This window comes from Euzebyella marina (assembly GCF_003687485.1).
Taxonomy (GTDB): domain Bacteria; phylum Bacteroidota; class Bacteroidia; order Flavobacteriales; family Flavobacteriaceae; genus Euzebyella; species Euzebyella marina.
In genome coordinates this window covers 349,277-372,666 of record NZ_CP032050.1, presented here as the reverse complement: position 1 = coordinate 372,666, position 23,390 = coordinate 349,277, and the positions used below count along the sequence as shown (strand labels likewise).

The 23,390-nt window shown below is 40.3% G+C and carries 23 protein-coding genes; 6 read left to right on the top strand and 17 right to left on the bottom strand.

The window, feature by feature from the left end:
- Window positions 1-4 precede the first annotated feature (4 nt).
- From D1013_RS01550 to D1013_RS01530, 5 genes are all read right to left on the bottom strand, one after another.
- Window positions 5-550 carry a type 1 glutamine amidotransferase domain-containing protein gene (locus D1013_RS01550; RefSeq protein ID WP_121847207.1) on the bottom strand — a complete coding sequence of 182 codons (546 nt, stop codon included), beginning with the start codon at window positions 548-550 and terminating at the stop codon, window positions 5-7.
- Between the two features lie 94 nt (window positions 551-644).
- A complete protein-coding gene (locus D1013_RS01545; protein WP_121847206.1) occupies window positions 645-1,112 on the bottom strand; it encodes a very short patch repair endonuclease in 468 nt (155 codons plus the stop codon).
- Between the two features lie 108 nt (window positions 1,113-1,220).
- Window positions 1,221-1,967, bottom strand: a complete 747-nt coding sequence (locus D1013_RS01540) for a succinate dehydrogenase/fumarate reductase iron-sulfur subunit (protein ID WP_121850554.1) — start codon at window positions 1,965-1,967, stop codon at window positions 1,221-1,223.
- Window positions 1,968-2,032: 65 nt separating this feature from the next.
- A complete protein-coding gene (locus tag D1013_RS01535; protein ID WP_121847205.1) occupies window positions 2,033-4,036 on the bottom strand; it encodes a fumarate reductase/succinate dehydrogenase flavoprotein subunit in 2,004 nt (667 codons plus the stop codon).
- 2 nt (window positions 4,037-4,038) lie between these two features.
- Entirely contained in the window at window positions 4,039-4,707 is a 669-nt protein-coding gene (locus D1013_RS01530; RefSeq protein ID WP_121847204.1) for a succinate dehydrogenase cytochrome b subunit, read from the bottom strand.
- 286 nt (window positions 4,708-4,993) lie between these two features.
- Here D1013_RS01530 and D1013_RS01525 point away from each other — a divergent pair, with 286 nt between their 5' ends.
- Complete coding sequence (locus tag D1013_RS01525; RefSeq protein WP_121847203.1) at window positions 4,994-5,887, top strand: RimK family alpha-L-glutamate ligase; 894 nt, start codon at window positions 4,994-4,996, stop codon at window positions 5,885-5,887.
- Entirely contained in the window at window positions 5,878-6,846 is a 969-nt protein-coding gene (locus D1013_RS01520) for a succinylglutamate desuccinylase/aspartoacylase family protein (RefSeq protein ID WP_121847202.1), read from the top strand. Before D1013_RS01525 ends, D1013_RS01520 begins: the two co-directional genes overlap by 10 nt.
- A 175-nt stretch (window positions 6,847-7,021) precedes the next feature.
- Here D1013_RS01520 and D1013_RS01515 read toward each other — a convergent pair whose 3' ends face one another.
- The 5 genes from D1013_RS01515 to D1013_RS01495 all read right to left on the bottom strand — a co-directional run bounded on the left by D1013_RS01515 (window position 7,022) and on the right by D1013_RS01495 (window position 11,841).
- Complete coding sequence (locus D1013_RS01515; RefSeq protein ID WP_162987775.1) at window positions 7,022-7,807, bottom strand: hypothetical protein; 786 nt, start codon at window positions 7,805-7,807, stop codon at window positions 7,022-7,024.
- Between the two features lie 364 nt (window positions 7,808-8,171).
- Window positions 8,172-8,813: a collagen-like protein gene (locus D1013_RS20245; RefSeq protein ID WP_162987774.1), complete on the bottom strand. Its 642-nt coding sequence runs from the start codon at window positions 8,811-8,813 to the stop codon at window positions 8,172-8,174.
- 276 nt (window positions 8,814-9,089) lie between these two features.
- Entirely contained in the window at window positions 9,090-10,118 is a 1,029-nt protein-coding gene (locus tag D1013_RS01505; RefSeq protein WP_162987773.1) for a helix-turn-helix domain-containing protein, read from the bottom strand.
- 328 nt (window positions 10,119-10,446) lie between these two features.
- Window positions 10,447-10,836 (bottom strand): DUF2721 domain-containing protein, encoded by a 390-nt coding sequence (locus D1013_RS01500; protein ID WP_121847199.1) that lies wholly within the window; start codon window positions 10,834-10,836, stop codon window positions 10,447-10,449.
- Window positions 10,837-11,841, bottom strand: coding sequence for a ThuA domain-containing protein (locus tag D1013_RS01495; RefSeq protein WP_225621374.1), 1,005 nt, complete (start codon window positions 11,839-11,841; stop codon window positions 10,837-10,839).
- Window positions 11,842-11,919: 78 nt separating this feature from the next.
- Here D1013_RS01495 and D1013_RS01490 point away from each other — a divergent pair, with 78 nt between their 5' ends.
- Window positions 11,920-13,077 carry a methionine aminotransferase gene (locus D1013_RS01490; RefSeq protein ID WP_121847198.1) on the top strand — a complete coding sequence of 386 codons (1,158 nt, stop codon included), beginning with the start codon at window positions 11,920-11,922 and terminating at the stop codon, window positions 13,075-13,077.
- Between the two features lie 19 nt (window positions 13,078-13,096).
- Here the strand turns inward: D1013_RS01490 and D1013_RS01485 are convergent, their stop codons facing one another.
- The 7 genes from D1013_RS01485 to trhO all read right to left on the bottom strand — a co-directional run bounded on the left by D1013_RS01485 (window position 13,097) and on the right by trhO (window position 20,760).
- Complete coding sequence (locus D1013_RS01485; RefSeq protein ID WP_121847197.1) at window positions 13,097-13,627, bottom strand: GNAT family N-acetyltransferase; 531 nt, start codon at window positions 13,625-13,627, stop codon at window positions 13,097-13,099.
- Window positions 13,628-14,026: 399 nt separating this feature from the next.
- Window positions 14,027-14,680, bottom strand: a complete 654-nt coding sequence (locus D1013_RS01480; protein WP_121847196.1) for a CoA transferase subunit B — start codon at window positions 14,678-14,680, stop codon at window positions 14,027-14,029.
- Between the two features lie 39 nt (window positions 14,681-14,719).
- The gene (locus tag D1013_RS01475) at window positions 14,720-15,418 is read right to left on the bottom strand and encodes a CoA transferase subunit A (RefSeq protein WP_121847195.1); all 699 of its coding nucleotides are present in this window, start codon (window positions 15,416-15,418) and stop codon (window positions 14,720-14,722) included.
- Between the two features lie 112 nt (window positions 15,419-15,530).
- Entirely contained in the window at window positions 15,531-17,882 is a 2,352-nt protein-coding gene (locus tag D1013_RS01470) for a penicillin-binding protein 1A (RefSeq protein ID WP_121847194.1), read from the bottom strand.
- 3 nt (window positions 17,883-17,885) lie between these two features.
- Window positions 17,886-18,371 carry a gliding motility lipoprotein GldH gene (locus D1013_RS01465; protein ID WP_121847193.1) on the bottom strand — a complete coding sequence of 162 codons (486 nt, stop codon included), beginning with the start codon at window positions 18,369-18,371 and terminating at the stop codon, window positions 17,886-17,888.
- The gene (locus D1013_RS01460) at window positions 18,364-19,614 is read right to left on the bottom strand and encodes a PSP1 domain-containing protein (protein ID WP_121847192.1); all 1,251 of its coding nucleotides are present in this window, start codon (window positions 19,612-19,614) and stop codon (window positions 18,364-18,366) included. Before D1013_RS01460 ends, D1013_RS01465 begins: the two co-directional genes overlap by 8 nt.
- A gap of 114 nt (window positions 19,615-19,728) precedes the next feature.
- Entirely contained in the window at window positions 19,729-20,760 is a 1,032-nt protein-coding gene (gene trhO / locus D1013_RS01455) for an oxygen-dependent tRNA uridine(34) hydroxylase TrhO (protein WP_121847191.1), read from the bottom strand.
- 441 nt (window positions 20,761-21,201) lie between these two features.
- Between trhO and recA the strand changes: the two genes are divergently transcribed.
- From recA to D1013_RS01440, 3 genes are all read left to right on the top strand, one after another.
- Window positions 21,202-22,209 carry a recombinase RecA gene (recA, locus tag D1013_RS01450; RefSeq protein ID WP_121847190.1) on the top strand — a complete coding sequence of 336 codons (1,008 nt, stop codon included), beginning with the start codon at window positions 21,202-21,204 and terminating at the stop codon, window positions 22,207-22,209.
- A 133-nt stretch (window positions 22,210-22,342) separates the two neighbouring features.
- Window positions 22,343-22,768, top strand: coding sequence for a hypothetical protein (locus D1013_RS01445; protein ID WP_121847189.1), 426 nt, complete (start codon window positions 22,343-22,345; stop codon window positions 22,766-22,768).
- Between the two features lie 36 nt (window positions 22,769-22,804).
- A complete protein-coding gene (locus D1013_RS01440; protein WP_121847188.1) occupies window positions 22,805-23,374 on the top strand; it encodes an RNA polymerase sigma factor in 570 nt (189 codons plus the stop codon).
- The last annotated feature ends 16 nt before the right edge of the window (window positions 23,375-23,390 follow it).

Genomic DNA, 23,390 nt, shown 5'->3' with positions numbered 1-23,390 from the left:
CTTATTATGCATGTTGTTCTTCATGCTTACCTTCTTTGATCTCCTCAATCAACTTATTGTTGAAGGCAGGTAAATCATTTGGGTTTCTACTCGTTACAAACCCTTGGTCAACGACCACCTCTTGGTCTACCCAATTGGCTCCGGCATTGATCAGATCATCTTTAATTGAAATGAAAGAAGTCAATTTTCTACCTTTCACGACATCTGCACTAATCAAAATCTGTGGTGCATGGCAAATGGCCGCAACCGGTTTTTCTTGCTTAAAGAAATCACGAACAAAAACTAGGGCGTCTTCGTTTCTTCTCAATTGGTCTGGGTTGATAACTCCACCTGGCAGCATAAGAGCATTATAATCTGATGCTTTTACCTGATTCAATGTTTTATCTACCTTGTAACTGTTTGACCAGTTACCGCCTGACCAACCTTTAATCTCACCCGATTCGGGACTCACGATTTCTACCGTAAACCCTGCTTTCTCCATGGCTTCTTTAGGTGATTTCAATTCACTTTCTTCAAATCCATTAGTAGCTAATATGGCTATCCTCTTCATGTGTATATTGTTTTAGATTATTAATTAATTTCACTTACAATATACAGGCAATAACCTAAGGTGGTTGACGGGAAAAGAGATGTTTTTTGCTCTATTACTGAGCCGCTAAATGCAATAGTACTTCCGTTAGACATCTATCTAATTCTTTTTTGATTTCGGTTTCCCAAAACCGGAATACTTTGTAGCCCAATCGCTCTAATTCTTGATTGACCTCGCGGTCACGTTGCATGTTCCGTTCAATTTTGGCAACCCAAAAATCTCGATTGGTCTTAATTTTAGGCTTGCGCTCTTGCCAGTTATGCCCATGCCAGTATTCACCGTCGATAAATATGGCTGTTTTATATTTTTTTAAAAGGATGTCAGGCTTACCTATCAACTTTTTATAATCTACCCTATAGCGATAACCTGCAGCGTAAAGAGCTTTTCTAAAGGCAAGTTCGGGCTTTGTATTCTTCCCCCTAATCTTGCTCATTATTTTTGAGCGTTTTGGGGTGGTGTAAAAACCAGACTCCTCATTAAAGCGAGGTACTTTGATACGTTCTTCAGGATAGTCTTTTGACATTTTATCAAAATACAAAAATCCCAAACTCCAATGATTGAAGCTTGGGATTCATTTTATCTTGATTTCTAAAAAAGTTGACTGCTTTAAACTGCGTTCAACAGAAATAGATTATCCTTTTACTGTGGCGTTAAGATACTCTCGGTTCATGCGGGCAATGTTCTCCAAAGAAATTCCTTTGGGGCACTCAACCTCGCATGCTCCTGTATTGGTACAGTTACCAAAACCTTCCAAATCCATTTGTCGCACCATGTTCTGTACCCTTTCGGTAGCTTCTACTCTACCTTGGGGCAATAAAGCGAACTGAGAAACCTTGGCAGAAGTAAATAGCATGGCGCTCGCATTTTTACAAGCGGCAACGCATGCCCCACATCCGATACAGGTAGCGGCATAGAAAGAATCATCGGCCTTTTCCTTTTCAATTGGTGTAGCATTGGCATCTACCGTGTTACCCGAAGTATTTACAGATATATAGCCACCTGCCTGTTGAATTCTATCGAAAGCTGAACGGTCTACGACCAAATCTTTGATGACCGGAAAAGCTGTAGCCCTAAAAGGTTCAATAACGATGGTATCACCATCATTGAACTTTCTCATGTGCAATTGGCAAGTAGTTACCAATCGATCGGGGCCGTGGGGCTCACCATTGATCTGCAAAGAGCAGGCGCCACAAATACCTTCACGGCAATCGTGGTCAAAATGAACTGGCTCTTCACCTTTGTTGATCAATTCTTCATTGAGCACATCTAACATCTCTAAAAACGACATATCGCCTTCTACACCTTTAATGGTATAGTCTACCATTTGCCCTTTAGAGTTGGCATCTTTTTGACGCCATATTTTTAAGTTTAACCTCATAGTATTTGTTTTACCTTGGGGTTGATTGCCTTCGGACATTAATCCCGTCAGCTCTCAACTATAAACTATTTATAACTTCTTGTTTTCAATTCAATATTTTCGTAGACCAAATCTTCTTTGTGAAGAACGGCATCTTTAGGCTCACCCTTATATTCCCATGCAGAAACGAACTTAAAGTTTTCATCATCCCTTAAAGCTTCACCTTCTTCGGTCTGATACTCTTCACGGAAATGACCTCCACAAGATTCATTTCTGGTCAATGCGTCTTTGGCAAAAAGCTCGCCAAGCTCTAAGAAATCAGCAACTCGACCTGCCTTTTCAAGCTCAGCGTTCATGCCGTCAGCAACTCCGGTCACTTTCACGTTCTTCCAGAAATCGGTTCGTAAGGCAGAAATTTCTTCGATCGCTTCTTTTAAACCTTGTTCGTTACGGGCCATACCGCATTTGTTCCACATGATTTTACCCAATTTCTTATGGTAGTAATCTACGGAATGCTCACCTGTACCTGACATTAGTTTATTGATACGATCTTTAACCTCGGACTCTGCCTTGTCAAACTCTGGGCTATCCGTCGGTATTTTTCCGGTTCTAATGTCGTGGGAAAGGTAATCACCGATGGTATAAGGCAGTACGAAATAACCATCTGCAAGCCCTTGCATCAAGGCTGAAGCACCTAATCTGTTGGCGCCATGATCACTAAAGTTGGCTTCGCCCGCGCAGTAGCAACCTTCAATGGTCGTCTGCAAGTTATAATCTACCCAAAGGCCACCCATTGTGTAGTGAACTGCAGGATAAATCATCATAGGAGTCTCATACGGATTCTCATCTACGATTTTCTCGTACATCTGAAACAAGTTACCGTACTTGGCCTCGATAACATCTTTACCCAGTTGGGTAATGGTTTTATCATCGGCATCTTTCATACCACTGGTCAGAGCAGCTTCTTTTCCGTAGCGTTGGATTGCTGAAGCAAAATCAAGATAAACGGCCTCACCTGTTTTATTGACACCGAAACCGGCATCGCAACGTTCTTTTGCCGCTCTTGAAGCCACGTCTCTAGGTACAAGGTTACCAAACGCAGGGTATCTTCTCTCTAAGTAGTAATCTCTATCTTCTTCTTTAAGTTGTGTCGGCTTCATCTTGCCTTCACGTATTGCTTGGGCATCTTCGATTCTTTTAGGAACCCAAATACGACCGTCATTTCTCAACGACTCTGACATCAAGGTCAGTTTCGATTGATGGTCACCAGATACTGGAATACAGGTCGGGTGAATTTGGGTAAAACAAGGGTTGGCAAAGAAAGCACCTCTTCTGTGTGCCCTCCAAGCGGCCATAACATTACTGCCCATGGCATTGGTAGAAAGAAAGAAAACATTTCCGTAACCCCCGGTAGCCAAAACTACCGCATGAGCCGAGTGACGCTCAATCTCTCCCGTTTTAAGGTCTCTGGCAATGATTCCTCTGGCTTTACCGTTTACCAAGACCAAATCCATCATCTCATGACGGTTAAAAGGCTTTATCTTACCCCTATTGATTTGACGGTTCATCGCCGAATACGCACCTAGAAGCAATTGTTGGCCTGTCTGCCCTTTGGCATAGAAAGTTCTTGAAACCAATACCCCACCAAAAGATCGGTTGTCTAATAACCCACCATAGTCACGGGCAAAAGGTACACCTTGGGCCACACACTGGTCTATTATATTTGCAGATTCTTCTGCCAATCGATAAACATTGGCCTCACGAGAACGGTAATCACCTCCTTTAATCGTGTCATAAAAAAGACGGTAGGCGCTGTCACCATCACCTTGATAGTTCTTAGCGGCATTAATACCGCCTTGGGCGGCAATGGAGTGTGCCCTGCGCGGTGAATCTTGATAACAGAATGTCTTTACGTTATAACCGAGCTCTGCCAGCGTTGCCGCAGCAGAACCACCTGCCAATCCGGTACCTACAACAATAACGTCTATATTACGTTTGTTGGCCGGGTTGACCAGATTAATTTTGTTTTTATGTTCAGTCCATTTATCGGCCAAAGGCCCTGATGGAACTTTAGAATCCAATATGCCCATGTTTAATGTGTTATTGGGTTAAAATGATGGTAAAGTGCTATAAAAATAAAACCTAGCGGAATTACTATCGCGTATATTTTGGTGAACGTTTGAATGGCCGGAGAGTACTTGTTATTTACCCCCATACTCTGAAACGATGAGGCAAAACCATGCCACAGGTGAAGGGCTAAAAGAACAAATGATATTACGTAAATGACCGTACGCCAGAAGGGTTCGAACTTCTCAACTGTCTCGGCGTAATATCGAGTAGGATCTTCAGCATTTCCTGCAATGTATTTATAGTCCATTTCATGAATCCAGAAATCATAGAAATGAAGTCCTAAAAAGGCCAATACTACCAAGCCGGTAATAATCATGTTTCTAGACATCCACGAAGCATTGGCACCCCCATTATACTTTTTATACTTGACCGCTCTTGCTTTATTGTTTCTTATCTCAAGCCCGATACCCATCACAAAGTGGACGATTACCCCTGCAATAAGAATAGGTTGCAGAATAAATTGTACGACACCATTGTATCCCATAAAGTGAGACCACTCATTAAAAGTGTCCGGTGCCAAGACCGAAGTAATGTTAATTGTAAAGTGCTGGGCCAAAAAGAAGACCAAAAAAAGACCCGATAAGGCCATGACGACTTTTCGGGCTATCGAAGATTTTACCAATCCGCTCATTATAAAGTTTCAATTAGTTTTTAGACCGTCTACAAAAGTAGGTCATAGACGCGGCTTTAACAAACTTTGCAAGCCTATACCAATGTTATTTAGACCCATTATAATCAAGCCTTTCAAGCTGTTCGATAATGTGGCTTAAAACCTCTAAAACTTAACCAAAAGATGAAGCAATTGTACCCATCTATACCACTGAATTATGTACATGGATATTTTTCGTTTTACCACAAGTGGATGTGACTACGTTTCAAATTGTATTTTTATATTCAAATTGTTTAAAGCGATTTCTATGGATATTGGCCTGCTCTCAGTGAGCAATAATGTGTATTCAACACAGCGTATTGCCGAAGAGGCCAGATACTTGGGTCATTATATTGAACAAATCGACCACACTAAGTGTACCGTAAAATTAGGAGGTTCAAAGCCACAGGTTCTCTATCAAGAAGAAGACATCATAGATGAGTTTGATGCTATTATTCCAAGAATAGGTACAAAGGTTACAAACCATGGGGTCGCTATCGTTAAACAATTCGAATTAAACAGGGTTTTCAGTGCGGCACGCTCGCTAAGTATTGCCAGAGCGAGAAATAAGGTGAGAACCCTGCAATTACTTTCGCAGAACCAAATTGCTATACCCCAGACTCTTTTCGCCATTGACCCGGAAAATATCGAGCAACAGATACAAATGTTGGGCGGGCCACCTTTAATCATTAAAATTCAAGAGGGCACCCATGGTCTAGGGGTCATTTTGGCAGAAAGCCTTAAATCGGCAAAATCGATAATCGATACTTTCTACAAAATGGATTCGGGCATATTACTGCAAGAATATATCGAGGAGAGCAACGGAGAAGATTTGCGCATATTTGTTGTTGGCCATAAGGTAGTGGCGAGCATGAAACGAATGAGCACTCTTGAAGATTTTCGGTCGAATGTTCATAGAGGTGGTCAAACCGAAAAGGTGAAGCTCTCAAAAAAGGAAGAAAGCATGGCCATCGATGCCGCTAAACATTTAGGTCTAGGTGTAGCCGGCATAGACCTTATCAGGTCTAAAAGAGGCCCGCTATTATTAGAGGTAAATGCATCTCCTGGTTTACGTGGCATCGAGGCAGTTACCGGAATTAATGTAGCGAAAGAAATCATTTTATATGTCGAAAAGAACTTTAGGAACAACAAATGGAGATAAAAAAGAATAAGAATATTACCATCGGTGGCACAACTGTTAAACCTGGTCAAAACAAGCTTGTTCACATTAATATTGACCGATTGCCTACAGGAACTCTTATTGATATTCCTGTTTATGTTTTCAATTCAAGAGCACCTGGGCCTACCGTATTAATTCAGGCCGGTTTACATGGCGATGAAATAAACGGTATAGAGGTGGTTAGACGCATGATTGCCGAAAAGCAGTTCAATCTTTTGAAAGGAGCGGTCATAGCCGTGCCAATTCTCAATATCTTCGGTTTTATTCATTTCTCTAGAGATGTCCCTGATGGCAAGGATGTGAATCGTAGCTTTCCTGGAACCAAATCGGGATCAATGGCCAGCCGTATTGCTTACTACTATACAAAAGAAATATTACCCCATATCGATTTAGGCATCGATTTACATACAGGTGGTGGCCAACGCCATAATTACCCCCAAGTGCGCTTTACGGAAAATGATACTGCCAGTGCCCGCCTTGCAGCTATTTTCAACGCCCCTATCAGTTTCCCGTCGAGCTTGATCAAAGGTTCTTTTAGAAATACTGCATTTAATCTCAAAAAACCAATGGTTGTATATGAAGCAGGCGAAAGTATGCGGTTCGATGATTTTTCGATTTCCACAGGAATTAAGGGCGTATTAAATATTCTACATCATTATGGCCTCATTTCTTCTAAAGAAATTCCTGAAAACTCAAAGGAACCTTCCGTAGAACTTGAAAACAGAAAATGGTTAAGGGCACCCACAGCGGGAATGTTCATACCAAAAATTTCCAATGGAAAAGATTTTATTAAAGGGCAAGTAATTGGCACGGTTTCCGACACTTTTGCCAAACGCACCAAGAAAATCAAAGCCCCCTATGACGGACTCGTTTTCTGCATCAACCACCAAGCTGTAGTCAACCAAGGGGATGCTCTTTTTCATGTAGGTGCCAAAAAATAACAGACCGAATAGTTCATTCATCATTTTTAAGCCTAGTCGAATATACACCGTTCTTACCGGTGACCGATGGATTGTTTACGATTATCTGCTTTTCTATGTGTAATCCCTATTTCAAGACAACCGAAAACCAACTCATAGGTCGGTAATTGATTTTATAGTTGATTTTGATTACACATTAATAGGTTATAGTATAATCAGCAGAATAACTAGCATCATCACTTGAAATAGTGAACTTTTCAAGGTGTCCAGATTCCGATCTTTGAACCTCATCAATTGAAAAGTTAGCACCTGCTGAAGAAAAAGAGCCTATATTTTTCATGCTTAAAAAGTAAATCTCACTAGGGTTGTAATAATAATTCATTCCGAACCACAATAGCATCGGAGAAGGTATTTTGGCCTCGTGAAAAAGGCCTTTTTCGAAATTATCGTGTGCTAGTTGCCATCTAGTACCATTGAAATCTATTTCTTCTAAATTACCATCGGAATCAAAAAGTATTTCGGTTAAAGGTCCTGTTTGATAATCCAGATAATAGGTTCGATTGGGCACATCATAGCTTAGTTCAGAATCTTTCTTTGATCCATTTGAAACCATAGCGACATCAGCCAGGTCGCCATTACTCAAATAAGTAAAAAAGACATTTCTACCAACCCCATTCAAAACATCATCAGTAGACACTGCTGTAAGATTGTCATCGGTAGAATACAGAAATTCAGAAAATACATGATATAAATCTCCATCTGAATTACGTTGCAAGTCAATGCTTCTTATCTGTTTATTTGCATTATAGGCAAACTCGTAGCTAGCATTATGTACTTCGCTGAAATTTATTTGAATTTGTTTCGGTAAATTTGACACCTCTTCTTCTGGTTGCTGTTCAATCTGACCTTGATTATCATCATTCGAACAACCAATTAATAATACCAGCAATGCTGCCTTTAAAACGAAAGAAATGTTCTTCATTTTTATCATGATAATTTTATTAGTGCGAAAAATCTTTACTTGAAATTATATAAGAGTACTGACCCTAATCGCCGGTAATCGCTGAAATAATTTGGAGCATCTAATCAAAAGTTCAATTGTTCAATAGCTGAAGGTCATCGATAGTCCAGTAGGTCATTTTCTACTTAATACCTTGTTCACCTTTTGGGCCAATCTCTCCATCTGCAATGCCTTTTGAGCATGCAATTAGACAACTGGTCAATACGGCGAATAGGGCATTGTTTTGTTTTTTGCTTTCATTATAAATGTCTTATCTACTTTTTTAGTAAGAGAATACGGCCCGTGAAAGAATCACTAGGCCGCTTTCAACCTCACTGCCATAGAATTAATGGGGAATATTGAAGTAGTCTACCACCTCTTCATAAGACATTTTAGAAAAATCTTGAGAACCTGCTTTAGATGACACGCCTCCGATTCCATTACTAGCTTCAACCCCTCCAGGAATAAGCACGTATCGATAGGTGGTAAAAAGAGGAGTACCTATGTTCGATCCATCTGTAGTGGTCAACCTTATATTAATTTCTTCAATGTTGAAGTAGTAGTAGTAAGAAACACCTTGATTACCCATATACGGTAAGGCGTAAACATTACCATTTGACTCTATTTTACCAAAGACCAATACGTTGCCCATTTCGACAATGTCTTGACTTAGACCGGCAACATTTAGTGAACCATTGGCTGTTGGTGCTTCAATATTGTTATCATTATCGACAATTGGAGATTCTATCCAATCGGAATAAATCACATTAGCGGTTCCAGGGTCTCCTTGCTCGCCTTGTTCGCCTTCAACACCTTGTTCTCCTTGGGCTCCATCCGCTCCTGCATCGCCCTGCGGCCCTGTCGGACCTTGTTCTCCTTGTGGGCCTTGAGGACCGACGGCACCATCTTCACCATCTTTAGAACATGCTACTACACTTATAACTGCTAACAGAACAATCAATAAGTTACTTTTCAATCTAGTTTTCATAGTCAAATATTTTAGAATTAATAATGACCAAAACTAGCTTGGTTGAAAATTCAAAATGTCCGAAATCATTAAGGTTAAAAAAATTAGGACTATTTCAAAACACTGATTATCAATTATTTACATATTAAAAATGTAACTTTATACAACAAGACCTACAAAGCGTACAGCTAATTCTACCATCTATACAAAAAGCAAGAAAATTCTATTTTTTTAGTAGTTTAGAGTAAAAGTTCTACTCGTTAATATTGAAAGAGAAAGGAAAGGAAATCGTTAGCTTTAGGAAAAAGCCACTTTTCTAGAACGAGCCTGTTTGCGAAACTCGGTTGGGGTCATACCACAGTATTTTTTAAAGGCCAAATAAAAGGAGGATTTAGAGTTAAAACCGGCCTCAAGCCCCACCGACACGACGGTGTAGCCATTAAAATCACTATCAGCTAGCATGTCTTCGGCATCGGAAACCCTAAAACGGTTGATTGAATCGGTAAAACTTTGATTTTCGAGCTTATTAACCAATTGTGATAGATAAGTAGCGCTGATGTTCAATACTTCAGATACCGAGGTAAGACTGACATCGGGATTGCGATATATTTTTTCTACAATCAAAAGGCGCCTGAACTCTTTATAATAGGCATTGCCATTGGTCAAGGGTAGGTTGCTTTTTTTCTCGATTCTTTGAAGTTTAATCGCTGTTAATTTGGCAATTAACCTAAATAGGGCCAAGTGCCTAGAGGTAAAGAACCCTTTGGTGCTATGCTCAGAATCAAGTACCCCTAACATGACCCCATCATCTATAATTGGAACGGCCAATTCTGAATACCTCCTTTTGTCATCAAGAATGTATCTTTTGTCCAAAGAAGTGTCAGATACCATAATGGGTTGTTCACTTGCAGCTACTTCCCCAACTATCCCTTTTCCCATGGGGATTTTGATAGGACTCAAAATTTGTTTTTGCCCCTTATGCTTATTGCCAAAGGCTGCTTTCTGTTCTAGCGATTGGTCTTTTTCATTTAAAAGATAGATGACACAGTCTTCTAACCCTAATTGAGAAATACAGTTTTGGGAAATATCCCAAAGAACCGCTTCTGAACTATTCTTGTCGAATAGAGAGGTAGCGAAATAACCGAGAACAGAGGCAAGTTCATAATTGTTCTTATCCTTTACCAACTCAGTGGCCTGAAAAATATCTTTTAATCCCTCCACAAAAAACCTACCCTCTTCACCAATCGCCTGTACTTCGTTGCTAGTTTGATTTTTAATGGTTTTAAATCGATTTGCTTTCTTGAAAAGCAAAAGAATTAAGACCATTATAAACACAAGTACACATATAGGGATAATTATACTTAATAGATTCATGGCAATGCATTAGTGGGTGATACTGCCAAAGTTAGAATTGCCATTTTACAATGAATACCACAGGTGTAACAGCTTATAGGACATATGTAACATCACTTTTATTAGGCCTAAAAAACGACCGTTTGGTCGGTGAACATTGCAGAAAGAAGAAATAGCGGTCATCAATGAATCATTGACCGCTGCATTTTGTAATACAACCGCATTGAACTCAAAAGAAAAGTAGAATGTTCAAATGAAAACGGACTAGGCAGTCTAATCCTCCAAAACCGTGTCGCTAATTTTATTTTTCCATATTTTCTAATTGTATGGACAGTGCTTTCGTAGAAAGTTGCACTTCAATCAGGGAAAGAATTAAACTTATCATTAGAGCTAAGAGGCTAACGCCAAAAATCAGGTTGGCCCATATGGGTTGTTCAATATATATCATCGACATAGTTATAACCGCCAGCAAAAAACTGAAAATCGCAGTGGCCTGCATATTCTTGATAATGCCCAATCGTTTACGCAATTGTTTTACCTGCAGTGCCAACGCAGCCGATTCTGTTTCTTGGTATTTTTGATGTAGTTGTCTTATCAAGGCCGCAATTGCCAAATATCTCGCATTATAGGCCAACATAGTCAACGAAATGGCCGGGAATAATAATGCCGGAATACTTAATGTCAACTCCATTTATCTTTGAAACTTTTCAGAGCTGGTCTCGTTCTCGCTTGGGAAATTTTCAGGAATCTTTTGGGTTACTTCACCGGTAGCCGCCCATTCGGCCCCACGAAGCATGCTAGTTAGAAACCCGACGCCTTCAACCGAGTAATCGGCATGCCCCATTATATTATGAAATATTCTTCCTTTGCCATACTCCAAAACCATAAGGGCGGGCTCGTGACGTTCGGTTCCTTTAAATTCAGCCGATGAGTAGGCTGTTGCGAGTACCTCCATATTTTCTGCCGGGCCCCGCAACCGATCATAAAGTTCGTCTTTTACATGCAACCATTTTGCTGGCAGTCCTTTAGTAATCGGATGTTCCGTATTGCGAATTTCAATAGTATACTCATGCTGCGGGCCATGGGCCCCCGCTTTTCCTGGTGAAGTATCCCTGATAAGTTCACCTGCATCATTATAATAGACATAAGGGCCGTCTTTCTCTGTTCGGTCTCCCCAACCACCTATTCCAATCATTTGATTATAGGCCTCCCAATCGGGAAAGCTATTATCGGCAGCGTGAAATACAACTAATCCGCCCCCTTTTTTTATAAACTTTTCAAAGGCTTTTTTAGTTTTCTCAGGCCATGGGGCGGCATTCCAACCAAAATTACAGACCACTAAATCGTACTTTGAGAAATCGGGATTATAATTAGGGTCTGCCTTGGGTTCTTTCAAGGCCTGCGTTTCCGGCAGTCCTTCAATTTTATACTCGCTTATCAAATCATCACCTTGCCAAGTAAAAGCCGAACGGGCAACATCTACTGTGAAAAGCCCCGTCTTTTCCATCTCGGTCTTTAACATATAGCTTATTTTGGGCCAATGCTCATGGTTGTTTTGCCCATCTACTATTAATGTTCTTATTTCTTTGGTTTTCATATCCGATTTGGATTGAGAGGTCGCAGTAACGCCTATCATCAGAGCGGCTAATAGCACCCAAAATTTCCCAAGTGTTCCCATGATTATATTTTGTCCCATAAATATAATCGATTCAATTAAAGATTGTCTTTGCGATGAAAAGTATCTGCTATTTTAGTGCAAAATTCATTCTTGACTATGCAAGCTTTTAAGAACCCAGGCCGTTCAAAACTGCCAAATGTTGGCACTACCATTTTCACTACCGTTGGTATTTTGGCCAAACAGCATCGAGCTATTGATCTTTCACAAGGCTTTCCAAATTTTGAAGCTGATCCTAGACTTTTCGAACTGGTAAACAAGGTAATGCATGAAGGGTACAATCAGTATGCACCGATGCAAGGAGACTATTCTCTTAGGGAAACCATTGCAAATAAAATAGAGAAGTTACATGGTACGGTCTATCATCCTGAAATGGAAATAACGGTTACGGTCGGTGCAACGCAGGCCATATTCACAGCTATTGCGGCCTTTATTTCGCCCGGAGACGAAGTTATTATTCTCAAACCTGCCTATGATTGTTATGAACCGGCTATCGAGTTGAACGGGGGTATACCCGTACCTATTCAAATGGGCTTAAATGACTATGCTATCGATTGGGATGCGCTGAAAAATGCCATAACCCCGAAGACGAAAATGCTTGTGCTCAACACACCTCATAACCCAAGTGGAAAGGTGTTCAGTAAAAACGAATTACAAAAGCTTGAGACTATTTTAGAGCCGACGGATATCATTGTGGTAAGTGATGAAGTCTACGAGCATATTGTCTTTGATGAAAACGAACATATTAGCCTTTCTCAAATTGAAGGATTGGCAAACAGGAGCTTTATTTGTGCTTCTTTCGGTAAGACTTTTCATGTAACCGGTTGGAAAGTGGGCTATTGTGCAGCCCCGAGCGAATTAATGAAAGAATTTAGAAAAGTTCATCAATTCGCTGTTTTCTGTGTCGACCACCCTACGCAAAAGGCCATGAACACATATTTGCAGGATGAGTCACTCTATCTGGGACTAAAGAGTTTTTATCAGAAAAAGAGAGATTTCTTTCTTAACGCTTTAAATTCTTCTAGGTTTACTTATTCACCATGCGAAGGAACCTACTTTCAACTCTTGAATTACTCTCAAATTACCAATGAAAATGATGAAGCTTTCGCCCGTAGACTTATCATAGAATTTGGTATCGCCTGTATACCAATCTCCTCGTTCAACCTAAATCGGAGACAAGACGGTGTGCTGCGTTTTTGCTTTGCAAAAAAGAATGAGACCCTAGAGAAAGCTGCGGAAATCTTATGTGGACTCTAATAATCTTTTGGAAATTCGACTACGACAAATCGAACCGCATGAGCCAATCGGTCTGTACATCGTCTCCTATGGGGTAAGGATGGGTTCCGAACTTTGAAAACCCATTTTTTTGATAAAAACGTATGGCACCTTCATTCTTCTCCCAAACACCCAGCCACAGAAATTTCTTCTCTGCTTCCAAAGCAATCTCCTTAACTGCATTCATGAGTTCTTTTCCTATTCCTTTTCCTTGAAACTCATTGAGAACATAGATACGCTCCAGTTCTATGGTGTCCGCGTCCTTCACATCGGTTTGCGCCCCATGTTGATTAACTTTAAAATACCCTGCGATTTTATCATTTACAAACACAAAATAGAACTCTGAATCGGGGTTCTGTAGCTCTAGGGAGAGCTTTTCCTTTGAAAAAGAAGAATTAAGATACGTCTTAAAATCTTCAGGATTATTTTGATGTTCGAAGGCGTCTTTAAATGTTTGTCTTGAAATAGAGATGAGTAATTCAAGATCATGCTCTTCGCACTTTTGAATAGCTAGTGAATTGTTTGCGTCCATTTCACTAATTTAAAAAAATGCATAAAAAAAAGAGCAACCTTTGGGGAAGTTGCTCTTTTAAATTTTTTATTCAAAAAGTCTTATAGCATAAACAACTTTTTGGTTAGAAGTACGATACCACTCAAGAATTCATATTTGTAGACTTGAATGTCTTCACGGGTTTGGTTCATTTGGGCTTCCATAGACTGTAGGTTTAGTTCAAAAAAATTAAGACTTGGTAAGGGTTTTGGTATTAGCAACACTTGCAATTAATAACAATGTAAATGTAGCTTACCATTATAAGTTTAAAAAATAGATGTTGTGAACCTACCGTAAAATGTTGTGAAAAAAAGCAAGGTTCAAAAAGTTCGATGAAATGCATTCTCCCTTGAAGCGGAAAGGACCACTTTAAACCATCTCTTAAACAGCCATTTCAGGAATTTCTCCTTCTATTTTTAAAGTACCCTCCGTAGCTTTCTTTATTTCTTCTACGGAAACCCCAGGTGCCCTTTCTAATAAGCTGAAGCCCTCCTCAGTAACTTCTAGCACCGCGAGATTCGTAACTATTTTAGTAACACAGCCAACGCCCGTTAATGGTAACGTACATTTTTTTAAAAGCTTCGATTCGCCGGCACGATTAGTATGCATCATGGCCACAATGATATTTTCTGCCGATGCGACCAAATCCATAGCGCCGCCCATGCCTTTTACCATTTTACCCGGTATTTTCCAATTGGCTATATCTCCGTTTTCGGCTACCTCCATGGCGCCCAAAATAGTGAGGTCGACGTGTTGGCCCCGAATCATGCCAAAACTCGTAGCCGAATCAAAAAATGAAGCCCCTGGCAAGGTGGTTATCGTTTGTTTTCCCGCGTTGATGACATCGGCATCTTCTTCGCCTTCAAAAGGAAAAGGACCCATACCCAAAACGCCGTTTTCACTTTGAAACTCAACACTTATATCATCTCTCACAAAATTGGCCACAAGGGTGGGAATACCAATCCCCAAATTGACATAATAACCGTCTTTTACCTCTTTGGCAATTCGTTTTGCGATTCCGTTTTTATCTAGCATTCTTATTAATTTGAAGATGTGAAGATTTAAAATTGTAGACTACTTTTTTCTTATCGTACGTTGTTCAATTCTTTTCTCATATTCCTTTCCTTGAAATATGCGCTGTACAAATATTCCGGGCACGTGAATTTGATTAGGGTCTAACTCGCCTGCAGGTACCAGTTCTTCTACTTCGGCAACGGTTATTTTCGCCGCCCCACACATACACGGATTAAAATTTCTAGCGGTACCCTTGAAAATCAAGTTGCCAGCTTCGTCTCCTTTCCACGCTTTTACAAAAGCAAAGTCTGCTTTATACGCTTCTTCCAACACATACATCTTACCATTGAACTCTCTAGTCTCTTTACCCATAGCGACTTCCGTACCATAACCAGCAGGTGTATAAAACGCTGGGAAACCTGCCTGGGCCGCACGACACTTTTCTGCCAGGGTACCTTGGGGGGTCAGTTCTACCTCAAGCTCGCCACTTAACATCTGCCGCTCAAACTCATCATTTTCGCCAACATACGACGAAATCATTTTTTTTATTTGATGTTTCTGTAAAAGAAGTCCCAAACCGAAATCATCGACCCCGGCATTATTCGATATACAGGTAATGTCTTTTACACCCAACCTTACTAGTTCAGAAATGGCGTTTTCCGGTATACCACAAAGCCCAAAACCGCCCAACATGAAGGTCATATCATTTTCTACCCCTTTAAGAGCTTGTCTCACATCGGACACTTTTTTAAGAATCATATAATTATAAGTTATTATTTTGCGTATTGTTCAATTTACAACTTTATCAATAAAAAAACCCTTGGCCTTTCGTTAAAAGGCAAGGGTATTTATGTGTGTTAAAAAGATTGTTTTAAAAGTCGAGGTCTTCTAAATCTTCTTCAATTTCTAAATCGTCTTGTTGTTCTTCAGCGGGTTCTGAACAATCGACCCGAATCGATAGGTTTTCAGGTTTCTCGAATTCGCCATCGGAGATACCTAAATCTTTATTATCGTAATTTTTCTTCATATACATCCCCCAAATGGGTAGCGCCATAGCGGCACCTTGGCCATATGTGATACTTTTAAAATGAACCGACCTTTCTTCACCGCCGACCCAAACACCGGTCACTAAATTCGGCACCATACCCATAAACCAACCATCACTTTGGTTCTGGGTGGTTCCTGTCTTACCGGCTATGGGATTGGTAAAGCCATAAGGGTATCCTGTGATAATTTCTTTGTACTCGGTGGCGTTCTTTTTATAGCTATGGCGTAACCTAGTACCTGAACCACCTTGGGTCACCCCTTCCATTAAATTCACCATTGTGTAGGCCACATCTTTACTAAGCACATCTTTGGTTTCTGGCACGTATTCAAATAATACGGTTCCGTTTTTATCCTCAATGCGGGTAACCATTACAGGCTTTACATAAACCCCTTGATTGGCGAATGTGCCATAGGCCCCCACCATTTCGTAAACGTTGAATTCAGGAGTACCCAAGGCAATTGCCGGTACTTCGAGAATTTCTTTGTCCAATCCTAAGTTCTTGACGATAGACACAACCGAACGTGGGCCTACCCTATCAATTAATTGGGCCGTTACCGTATTAACCGAATTGGCCAAGGCCGCCTTAAGCGTAAAATCTTTACCGGAATACTTGCCATCTGCATTTTTAGGACACCAAGGCTCTAAATTTCCATGTTTGTTGGCCTCGATACAATACAATATATCCGGATATTCATCACAGGGAGACAACCTCAGCTGATCAATGGCAGCTGCATATACAAATGGTTTAAATGTAGAGCCTGCTTGCCTAGAACCTTGATACACATTATCATACTGAAAATGCCTATAATCTATACCCCCTACCCAAGCCTTTACGTGGCCCGTTTGAGGCTCCATAGACATCATAGCTGCTCTCAAAAAAGTCTTATAATATCTAATAGAGTCCAAAGGAGTCATAATGGTATCCCGTTCTCGGCCGTCGCTATTCCAGTCAAAAACCGTCATTTCCGTTTTTTTGGTAAAGGACTCTCTTATCTGTTTTTCTGATTTTCCCTCATCTTTCATTATTCGCCACCTATCAGAAGTACGCATCGCTCTCTCCATGATTCGGTCGATTTCGGTCTTGTCTAAATCTAGAAAGGGTGCTGTAGGGTTTCTGTCAGGAGTATTCTGATGAAAAAACTCGGCCTGTAACTTGGCCATGTGTTGCCGTACAGCGTCTTCGGCATTTGCCTGCATTCTCGAATCGATGGTTGTATAAATCTTAAGGCCATCTAACCAAAGGCTCCATTTATCCCTAGCCCCATCGATTGCAGGTTTTGGGTTCTTTTGAATCCAATCGTTCATAAAGCCCTGTAAATACATTCGAAAGTAGGTGGCCAAACCTTCTTTATGAGACTCAGGGTTATAATTAATATCCATCTTTAAGGCCTGCAAAGAATCTTTCTCCTTTTCAGAGATATATCCATATTTTGCCATTTGGCCCAAAACGGTATTTCTTCTATTAGTCACCAATTCTTCTCTTCGAATCGGGTTGAAATAGGATGAATTTTTAAGCATCCCCACCAAAACAGCTGATTCTTCGGTCTTCAGCTCTTGAGGTTCTTTACCAAAGTAAATCTTCGATGCCGAACGAATGCCATCGGCATTGTTCAAGAAATCATATTGGTTAAGGTACATGGCAATAATTTCTTCTTTGGTATACTGCCTTTCCAATCGGGTTGCGAGAACCCACTCCATTATTTTTTGGCGAATCGCCTCTACTTTGTTCTTAGAACGCACCCCTACAAATAACTGCCTTGCCAATTGCTGGGTTATAGTACTCGCCCCTCCTTTTTTACCTAAATAAGCAAGTGCCCGCATAAAACCAAAAGCATCAATGCCTGAATGGTCATAAAACCGGGCATCTTCGGTTGCGATAAGGGCATTGACCAAATTACTGGGCAAGCTGTCATATGGTACCGGAGTACGGTTATCATCTAGATAAAATTTACCTAAGGTCTTGCCATCGGAAGAAATGATTTCGGTAGCCAAATTCGTCTGAGGGTTTTCGAGATACTCATACTCGGGCATATCGATACCCAAAAGGCCCCATGATGCCAACAAGAAAATCAAGGCTACACATAGTACCCCGGAAGCAAACAGGATCCAAAACCATTTAACATATTTAAAAAACCCTGTAGTATTGGGCTTCTTCTTTTTTGTAACCTTGGCCATATCTTATGGATTACTTTTTTCTATTTCAAAACCAACATCGGTAATGCCCTTTAGGCTTACAACACCATCGACACTGCCGTTTTTTCTCATCGCATGCGATAAACTTAGATTATATACGCCCGATTCGGGAAAAACGATGTTCTCTTTGTACCACAATTTATTTTCTTTAATGCTGCCATAACCTTTGCCTAGCCAAGTACCGTCTGGCAAAGCCATTTCATACTCCAAAGTATCTTTAACCGTTTCTCCGCTAGGAAATTCAAGTTCAGCGATTAGAAATAAATTATTGTAAGGAAAGGAGGCGTCATTACGCACATTAATGAACATATCGTGCTTTTGTAATGTATCTATCTCAGAAAAGGTAAACTGAAATGTACTGTCTTTATTCCAAGCGCCATTTTTAGTCGCCTGAAACTCTGATTTTACCAAATTATCGTTGCACGAGAAGAGCAAGGCAATCAAGCAAGGGAGGCCCCAATATTTAACCATTTTTCTGTCGCCTTTTTTTATTGTTTCTGCGTTTGTTTTTGGTTTGGTTGCCTTTATTTTGGTTGTTCTGGTTATTAGGCTGTGTCTGCACCTTGGCGTTACCTGATTTGTTCTTGCGATTACGGTTACGCTTACGGTTTCTAGATTTTTTAGGCCTATCGAACCTAGTAAGACTATCTTGCCCCACCACGTTCTCAAAAACCTTCTCTTCTTTAACGAAGTTATCAGCGGTATATTCCTCTAAGCTCGAAACTTTTTCTTTCTTTTTATTCTTTTCAAGAATTTCGTGTACCTGCTCTTTAGTTAGAACATGCCAGTTAGAGGGGTCTTCTTTATAAGAAAACCATAGAAGTTCTTTGAAAATATCGGTCTTTTGGCAGTAAGCCAATCCTTTTTCGGTAAAGAGTTTGGTGTCTGTTGATGGAAAATCTTTTAAGGCTTCCAAATACATGTCCAACTCATAATTCAGGCAACATTTCAACTTACCACATTGCCCTGCCAATTTCTGTGGATTAAGCGACAATTGTTGGTAACGTGCTGCAGAAGTAGAAACCGATCTAAAATCTGTCAACCAGGTCGAGCAACACAATTCTCGTCCGCAAGAACCGATGCCTCCCAATCTCTGCGCTTCTTGCCTGTAGCCTATTTGACGCATTTCTATACGAATGCCAAAGGCTTTGGCCATGTCTTTAATAAGTTGTCTGAAATCTACCCGTTCTTCTGCCGTATAGTAAAAGGTCGCTTTTGACCCATCACCTTGAAACTCGACATCTGAAATCTTCATTTGAAGCTTCAGTATAATGGCGATTTCCCGCGCCCTTTTCTTTATTTCTTCTTCGCGGTCACGACATTTTTGCCATTTATCAATGTCGTTCTGAGTAGCTTTTCTATAGACCTTGGCGAGTGATTTATCTTGAGCATCAACTTTTTTGCGCTTCATCTGCACTTTGACCAACTCACCGACCAGGGTTACCATGCCTATATCATGCCCTGATTGTGCCTGAGTGGCCACTACATCACCAATGGAAAGGGAAAGGTTTTCGGTATTTCTAAAAAATTCTTTTCTACTGTTCTTGAAACGGACTTCCACACAATCGAATGGTTTTTCACCGCTCGGAAGCGACATATTGGAAAGCCAATCAAAGACCGTTAATTTATTACAACCATCGGTACCACAAGTTCCGTTGTTCTTGCATCCTCGAGGTTGTCCGTCCTTAGCGGTCGAACAACTGCTACAGCCCATATTTTATATCTTGGTCCCTCATTCAACCTAAAGCTCAATGGGGATGGGGTTCATATTAATCTTAATCGTAAAGGTAATGAAATTTTAATGCGATGTAAAGCTACTGATATAGCGTTAACGCTTAAACTTTAAAACCTCGGAGCGGCCCTTCTTGAAAATTTTGTTGCTAGCCCCTTTACCTTTTCTAAGCTTTTTTTGCTCTTCAAAAGGCAAAGCATTGATGTTCTTACAATGATCCGAACAGCAATTTTTCATCTTAGCGGCGCATTCATCACATTGAATAAATAGTAAATGGCATGCCTCGTTGGCACAGTTCACATGCGTATCGCAAGGTTGACCGCACTGGTGGCACTGGGCAATGACATCATCAGAAATGCGCTCACTTCGGCGATGGTCAAAAACAAAGTTCTTACCAATAAATTTATTTTCAAGATTTTTATTCTGCACTTGACGGGTATAGTCAATAATACCGCCTTCTAATTGGTAAACATTCTTAAAACCTTTGTGCTTATAGTATGCACTGGCTTTTTCACAACGAATACCTCCCGTACAGTACATTACCAGTTTTTTATCCTCTTTATGTTCTTTGAGGTCATTTTCGATAATGTCGAGTGAATCACGAAACGTATCGACATCGGGGGTGATGGCATTTTTAAAATGGCCGATTTCACTTTCGTAGTGGTTACGCATGTCTACCAACACGGTATCGGGGTCTTCAATTAATGCATTGAATTCTTCGGCGCTCACATGAACACCTTTGTTCGTAACATCGAAAGTATGGTCGTGAAGGCCATCGGCAACAATCTTGTTACGCACCTTCACCTTCAACTTTAAGAACGAAAGGTTGTCTTGCTCAATGGCTATGTTCAACCGAACATTTTCTAAAAACGAAATGCTGTCTAAATGTTCTTTAAACGCCACAAAGTTCTCAGCTGGTACTGAAAGTTGGGCGTTTATGCCTTCGTAGGCCACATAGATTCTACCTAGAACATCTAACTCGTTCCAAGCCAAGAAAAGATGGTTTCTTAAAATTTTCGGATTACCGATGTGTGCATATTGATAGAAAGAGATGGTCAGGCGCTCTTGCCCGGCCTCTTCAATAAGGGCGGCTCTTTCCTTTGCACTTAATGTATTGTACAGTTGCATGCTATACCAACGCTTTAAGTTAAAAGGATTTATTTCTGGAGGGCAAAATTAAAGAAAATCGGCGTTCAGGGCAATAAAAAAGAGCCTCGACAATAAATCAAGGCTCTTCAGTGGCCCTTCCGATTGATCTTCTTCATAGCATTCTTTCGAAAACACTAAAAGGAATGGCCGTTATAGCTCTCCACCTCAGCAGAGAATAATGTTTGAGTTAGTTCCCGATAAATCGGAATAGTGCTTTGTACGTTAGATGCGATTATTTAAAAAGGGTTGCGTGCGAGATTAAATTTTTCATTTTTTGTTAATCGTAAAATTCGACCAAAGGTAACAGCATGCCATATTTAAGAACTAAAGACTGTTCATAACACCTTGTTACAATTTGCAAAAGGCAACTGGTATTGTACAAAAGAAATGGTAATTTAGCATTCCTAATTTTTAATCATTATGAGCTCGGAGAAAGACGCCAAACTAAAGGCATTAAAATTAACACTTGATAAACTGGACAAGACCTACGGTAAAGGTGCGGTCATGAAAATGGGCGACAGCGTAGTTGAAGATGTTGAGGTCATACCTTCAGGGTCGTTGGGTCTTGACATCGCCTTAGGTGTTGGAGGCTATCCTCGTGGGCGTATCATTGAAATTTATGGGCCAGAATCTTCAGGTAAAACAACCCTGACGTTACATGCAATGGCCGAAGCTCAAAAACAAGGTGGTATTGCCGCATTTATTGATGCCGAGCATGCCTTCGACCGTTTTTATGCCCAAAAGTTGGGGGTAGACATCGATAACCTGATTATCTCACAGCCCGACAATGGTGAACAGGCCTTAGAAATTGCAGATAACCTAATTCGTTCGGGTGCCATCGATATTGTCGTTATTGACTCTGTTGCAGCTTTGACACCGAAAAGCGAGATTGAAGGTGAGATGGGTGATTCAAAAGTGGGTCTTCATGCCCGATTGATGTCCCAAGCTCTTCGTAAGCTAACCGGTTCTATTAGCAAAACTCATTGTACCGTTATATTTATCAACCAACTTCGTGAAAAAATCGGGGTCATGTTCGGAAACCCGGAAACAACTACCGGAGGTAATGCCCTTAAATTTTATGCATCGGTAAGACTTGATATCAGAAGGTCTACGCAGATAAAAAATACCGATGGTGACGTACAGGGTAACAAGACCCGTGTAAAAGTCGTTAAAAACAAAGTAGCGCCTCCATTTAGAACCACAGAGTTCGACATCATGTATGGTGAAGGAATTTCAAAGGTTGGCGAGATTATCGATTTGGGCGTACAATACGAAATTGTCAAAAAGAGCGGTTCATGGTTCAGCTATGGTGACACCAAGTTGGGGCAAGGTCGCGATGCGGTTAAATCTCTATTATTGGACAACCCTGAACTTTTCGAAGAACTTGATGGTAAAATTCGCGATGCCATAAAAGTATTGTCAGAATAGATTACCGTAAAAGATATTTGTTATTTACACCCTCGAACGCCCTGTTCGAGGGTGTTTATTTTATAACCATTGCCGATAGATAAACGCAACCCTTACGCCTTTTTTTCATCTTATGTAAAAAATTGATGTAATTATGAAACGATTGTTTTATCTAGTATCTTCGGTAGCTATCGTACTTGGTTTTGAATCATGTAGTTTAGATGACGATGGTGCCAATTTTCACTACACCCCCTTACAGATAGTGAATGCACAAGTACCTGATACTTTTGAATTCGGAAGGGTTTATACCATTAATGTCGACCTTTTGAGGCCCGACAATTGTACCTTGGCAGATAGGTTTGATGTCAGACGCTCAGCTACCGATTCTACCAATATCAGAACCGTATCGCACATTGGTATTGTTTTGGAAAAAGATGAATGTGCCGAAGTGGCGGAAGAAATTAGTGATTCATTTCAATTTGAAGTAATTTATACCGAACCTTATATTTTTAAATTTTATTCTGGGAACAATGAAAACGGTGATGCCGAATTTATAGAAGTACAAGTACCCGTCAAATAGTTATTAGCATTCCCAAACATAAATCTAACCAAAATTTTGAGTCTAGAAGAACTCATAAAAAACTGTAAAAAGGGTAATAGACAGGCACAAGAACAGTTGTATAAAACCTATTCGAAGACCCTGTTCGGCATTTGTCTGAAGTACTCCCGCAACAAGTCGGAAGCAGAAGACAATCTGCACGATAGTTTTATGGTCATATATGACAAAATAGGTCAATTCAAATCAAAAGGTTCTTTTGAGGGTTGGCTGAAAAGAGTGACCATTAATACAGTATTACAAAAATACCGTAAGGAGGAATATATGACGGTGGTTTCCGAAAATACCGAAGAGGAAACTGAGGTAGATAGCGGTTATGCCGATATTGGTCTGAGCACATTGCTATCTTATATTCAAGATTTGCCGAACAAGTACCGAATGACCTTCAACCTTTATGTGCTCGATGGCCATACGCATAAAGAAATTGGAGAATTATTAGGTACGTCACCTGGAACGTCAAAATCAAATTTGGCAAGGGCAAGGCAAATTCTAAAAGAAAGGATTGAAACAACACAAAACAAGGCCATCATCGGAGTACTCTTGTTCTTTTTTATAGAACTATGGGTATGATGAAAAACATCAAAAG